General features: G+C 38.0%; 6 protein-coding genes. 4 read left to right on the top strand and 2 right to left on the bottom strand.

Going from position 1 to position 4,688, the window contains the following annotated elements; genetic code table 11:
* Positions 1–133 precede the first annotated feature (133 nt).
* Together repM and HHA41_RS12745 are read left to right on the top strand one after the other, a co-directional pair.
* Entirely contained in the window at positions 134–1,036 is a 903-nt protein-coding gene (gene repM, locus HHA41_RS12750) for a replication initiation protein RepM (RefSeq protein ID WP_168461934.1), read from the top strand.
* Positions 1,033–1,329, top strand: coding sequence for a hypothetical protein (locus HHA41_RS12745; protein WP_032072979.1), 297 nt, complete (start codon positions 1,033–1,035; stop codon positions 1,327–1,329). The genes repM and HHA41_RS12745 overlap by 4 nt, the downstream gene beginning before the upstream one ends.
* On the opposite strand, the gene HHA41_RS12740 is transcribed toward HHA41_RS12745, so the two are convergent.
* A complete protein-coding gene (locus HHA41_RS12740; protein WP_026438544.1) occupies positions 1,326–1,610 on the bottom strand; it encodes a hypothetical protein in 285 nt (94 codons plus the stop codon). The genes HHA41_RS12745 and HHA41_RS12740 overlap by 4 nt on opposite strands.
* Before the next feature lie 195 nt (positions 1,611–1,805).
* Here HHA41_RS12740 and mobQ point away from each other — a divergent pair, with 195 nt between their 5' ends.
* Positions 1,806–2,777 (top strand): MobQ family relaxase, encoded by a 972-nt coding sequence (mobQ, locus tag HHA41_RS12735; protein WP_151205511.1) that lies wholly within the window; start codon positions 1,806–1,808, stop codon positions 2,775–2,777.
* On the top strand, positions 2,774–3,244 hold the full coding sequence (locus HHA41_RS12730; protein WP_168461933.1) for a hypothetical protein: 471 nt from the start codon (positions 2,774–2,776) through the stop codon (positions 3,242–3,244). The genes mobQ and HHA41_RS12730 overlap by 4 nt, the downstream gene beginning before the upstream one ends.
* Before the next feature lie 262 nt (positions 3,245–3,506).
* Here HHA41_RS12730 and HHA41_RS12725 read toward each other — a convergent pair whose 3' ends face one another.
* Positions 3,507–3,953, bottom strand: a complete 447-nt coding sequence (locus HHA41_RS12725) for a pilin (RefSeq protein WP_168461931.1) — start codon at positions 3,951–3,953, stop codon at positions 3,507–3,509.
* Positions 3,954–4,688 lie beyond the last annotated feature (735 nt).

Here is a 4,688-nt window from a genome sequence, read left to right as displayed (position 1 = left end):
ACTATTAGGGATTGACTACTAACTATTAGGGATTGACTACTAACTATTAGGGATTGACTACTAACTATTAGGGATTGTTTTATCTAATATATTAGTATAAATTATATCTAATACTTAAAATGAATACAGAATTATGCAAAATGAATTAGTAGTGAAATCGAACCAAGTTATTGAGGCTAGTTATCGCCTATCTGTTGTTGAACAGCGTGTTGTTTTATCGGCTATCGCCAAGATACCTAAAATGTGTGAAGTGTCAGATGATGAAATCTATACTGTCAGTATCCAAGACTTACAGGCTTTAGGGGTGCATGAGAAAACAGCTTATAGGGACTTAAAAGAAGCTGTAAACCGCTTGTATGAGCGTTCTATTAGCCTAGTTATTGATGAAAAACTGATAAAAATGCGTTGGGTTCAACGTATAGAGTTTACAGAAAATCAGAGTATTGTTGCTCTTAGGTTTTCTAAGGATATATTGCCATTTATATCCAATGTAAAAGCGAATTTCACTCAATATATGCTATCTGAAGTAGCAAAAATGCAGGGGGCATACTCTGTACGCATCTATGAGCTACTAACTCAATATAAATCTGCTGGGGAGCGTTCAATAGCCATAGATGATTTAAGAATAATGCTAGATTTAGGCTCAAGATATAAAACAACGGGGAATTTAATTGCTTGGGTTATAGACCCATCCATTAAAGAAATTAACGAACAATCAGATTTAAAAGTTACGGCAATACCTCAAAAAACAGGGCGTAAATTTACCCATATAAAATTTACGATTAAGCAGAAACAAAAACCTAAAACACTAGACCCTAAACGAGATCCAAACACACCCGACTTTTTTATCAAAATGACTGATGCACAGCGTCACTTATTCGCTAATAAAATGTCTGAAATGCCTGAAATGTCTAAGTATTCTCAAGGTACAGAAAGCTATCAGCAATTTGCTGTTCGTATCGCTGAAATGCTTTTAGAGCCTGAAAAATTCAGAGAGCTTTATCCAATTTTAGAAAAATCAGGATTTCAGCCATGATTAAATTAAATAACCTATCAACCGATCTAAAGCATGTGACCGTTGAATACCTCGACATCGTAAATTATGAAATTGCGAGGGAAAATATATGCGGTTATATCTTCCTATTATCCCGACTATCCAAAGATGCCGAACCCACCGAAAAAATGCAGATGGAAAGCAAAATACAGGACTTAATTTACTATCGAGATAATTTACAGATAGAAGACAAGGACAATATTCAAAAGGTTTTAAATACGCTCATTCCAGAGTATCAAGCCGAACAAAACAACCAAACAGCTAAGAAAAATTAGGCTTCAATGTCGGGCAACTCAAAAAGCTGTCGATCTCTATTTTCTGTTAAATATTCGTTGAGTTCAGCGAGTATTTTTTCTTTATTGGCTTCATTTGCCTGCATTTTCTTAATCAAGTAAGAACCGAGCAAAATTTTACGCCGAGTATCATCCTTACGCTCCTGTTCTTTCTTTTTGGTACGTTCTCTTGCTTCAATAGCCTGTTTCTGTGCTTTTAACTGTTTCAGCTTCTCTAACTGGGCTTCAATTTTCTTTTCGATATTTTCAGCAGATTTAGTCATAACGGTTAATTTCGGAATATAGAAAACCACTCAAGCATAAGACCCTATGAATTGAAATTCAAGCGGGTAATATGCTATCGTGTTTTTCATGAAATGCGCACTTACGACTTGAATTTCATTCAAGTCATCGTTGCGTAAGGGGAATCCCCTTAACCCCAAAAAATTGCTACGCAATTTAAAAAGGCGAAAGAAAAAATGGCGATTTATCATTGCTCAACAAAAACAGTGAATCGAAGTTCGGGACGAACTGCGGTTGCATCGTCTGCCTACCGTTCAGGGGAAAAACTCAAAGATGAACGAACAGGACTAACCCACGACTTTACGAGAAAGGACGGTGTCGCCCATAGCGAAATTGTGTCTAACCTTGATATAGAAATAGACCGTAGCGAGTTGTGGAACTTGGCGGAACAGTCCGAAAACCGCAAAGATGCTCGAACCGCTAGAGAATGGGTGATTGCCTTACCTGATGAACTGGATGCAGATCAACGTAAGGACTTGGCAAAAGAGTTTGCCCAATCACTTGTTGATCGCTATGGCGTGATCGCAGATTTAGCCATTCACGAACCCAGCAAAGGCGGAAATGATAAAAACCATCACGCCCATATCATGCTGACCACCCGAAAAGCTGAATTAGACCCTGACAATAAACTCACTTTGACGACAAAAACCGATATTGAGTTAAGTAATGCCAAACGCAAAAGCCTAAATATGGGAACAACCCAAGACGACATCAAACAGATTCGGGAAACATGGGCGGACTTAGCCAATCACGCACTGGAGCGAGCAGGCTACCGAGAAAAAATAGACCACCGCAGCTATGCCGATCAGAACAATGGACTACAAGCCACCATTCATGAGGGGACTTCGGTCACTCAACTTCGTAGACAAGGCATAGACACCGAAATCAGCCGTTATAACGACCATGTGAAGCAACACAACGCCCAACACCTCAAACAACAGCAACAGCGCACAGACAGCGTTTTACAGCGTGGTTTAAACCGTGCCGAGCAAGGCTTCGAGCAATGGCAGAAAAACCAAGAAGCTAAACGCCTAGAACAAGAACGCCAAGCCGAAATACAACGACAGCAAAAACTAGAGCAACAGCAAGCCGAGCGAGCCAACCGTAAAGCATCACAAGACTTAGATCAGGGCGGAATGTACCGATGAGCAACCAAAACGACCTAGATGACCAGCTCTATATTTTACTGGCATCTATGAAAGAGTATCGAGAAGCCATAGCAGACGATAACAAGCGATTAGAAGCGTTTTACAAGGAAGTGGCTAGCGGAGTACTCAATAAGACCGAAAAACACCTAAAAAACGCCAATCAGAAGCAAATAGACGCACTCAACAACAGTATTCGGGAATTAAACAATGCAACCAATCAACTTGACTGGCGATTCATGGCAATCTACGCCAGTGCTTTTATTAGCTTGCTGATCGTTTTCTTTTTAGCATTATTTTTATATGTGCCGAGCATGGACGAAATCAAACAGCGTAGAGCAGACGTTGCATGGCTAGAACAAAAATACAGCCTAGATATTAAAAATTGCAATGGGAAGTCTTGCGTTCGCATCATGAAAAATGACTGTCACGGAGCGAATAAGGATTATTGTGTGATTGACCCAAAATAATGATTAGACAGTACTTTGCTCGGCTCTTGCCATCACCGAATCAATGACAGCAGTCGCAAAGTTGCCCGACTTTAAAACATGGTTAAAACCATATTTTAAAGAATCGAGCTAAATTTTAATTTCAGTAAGATAAAATAAAAGATAAAACCTAGAGTTAATGCTGGATAGTCTAAAGAATTACCAACTCACATCTACTTAATATATTGTTTAAAGACATAAGAAAAAACGCACCAAATTTGATGCGTTTAGATTTACTTTTTAATTAGGTAGTAGACGCAGTACAGCCTTGAGGAATCATACCTGTTGGCATGTCTTTATTTACAACACAACTAAAGCCACCTGCCACTTTTATCGCGCCTGTAGTTTCGTAGGTTGTCTCTGTATAAACCAAGTTTACATATGCTGTTGTACCTAACTTAGCTGGAGCTTTATCTAATACGCATTTCATACCACTTGCATTTACAGTAAGAGTAGAACAGTTTGCTGTAGTAGATGCAGGAAAGCCGACAGTAGTCGCACTAGGTGTACGACCCTCATTCATTTCTAATTCAAATTGTGTTTTATGAGCGGCTATTTCGCCTAAGGCAGCTGATACTTTTGCTTTAGCCATGTAGTCTTGATAAGCAGGTATAGCAATAGCTGCAAGAATACCGATAATAGCAACAACTATCATTAGTTCGATTAATGTAAAACCTTTTTGTGTAGTCATAACATTCCCCAAAAACTGTTGTAAGGTACAATATTAAAATAAAACTAGCACAAACTGTGCCAATCATTATAAATCATTATAAATCATTATTTTAAATATAGAACTAAAATTTCCGTCATTTTATTAGTTAGAAAGTGACAAAAATTGTCACTTTTCGCTTAGGAGTGTCATATGAAAAGGAAAGCTAGTTTAAAATGTGGAGTTAAACTAGCTTTCCTTTTTAATTTTAGAATTTAACTAAATTAAAAACAAGTAATTAAATTGAAAAAAATATATTCAAATAACCGAGCGAGTGTCTACGAGCGACACAACGAAAAGTTGCGCCTAGACTCGCTGAAAAACCGTTTTTAAGTGCCTTGAATCCTAGAAAACTCATATTTCCATGCAGACATTAGCACCTAGACCGAGCGAAGCGAGTGAAAAAAACTATGAGCGAAGCGAATTCATAGTTGCTTTTGCTGCATTGGCATCTCAAACAGGAATAACCAAAAACTGCCCCCTAGCTGTGAGCGATAGCGAACAGCAATAGAGTTTGAGCGAAGCGAAAACATAGGGCAGTTTTCCACAGGTTTTTTTAATTTCTCTCTTTTTTAAATATTTTAAATATTTTAAATATTTTCGGGTCGTTTTTCTCTTTTATAATCATATTGTTATCGCTCTAACTATTAGGGATTGACTACTAACTATTAGGGATTGACTACTAACTATTAGGGATTGACTACTAACTATTAGGGA

Origin of the sequence: Acinetobacter sp. A1 (assembly GCF_012371315.1) — a bacterium.
GTDB lineage: Bacteria > Pseudomonadota > Gammaproteobacteria > Pseudomonadales > Moraxellaceae > Acinetobacter.
This window is presented reverse-complemented; position numbering and strand designations above follow the sequence as displayed.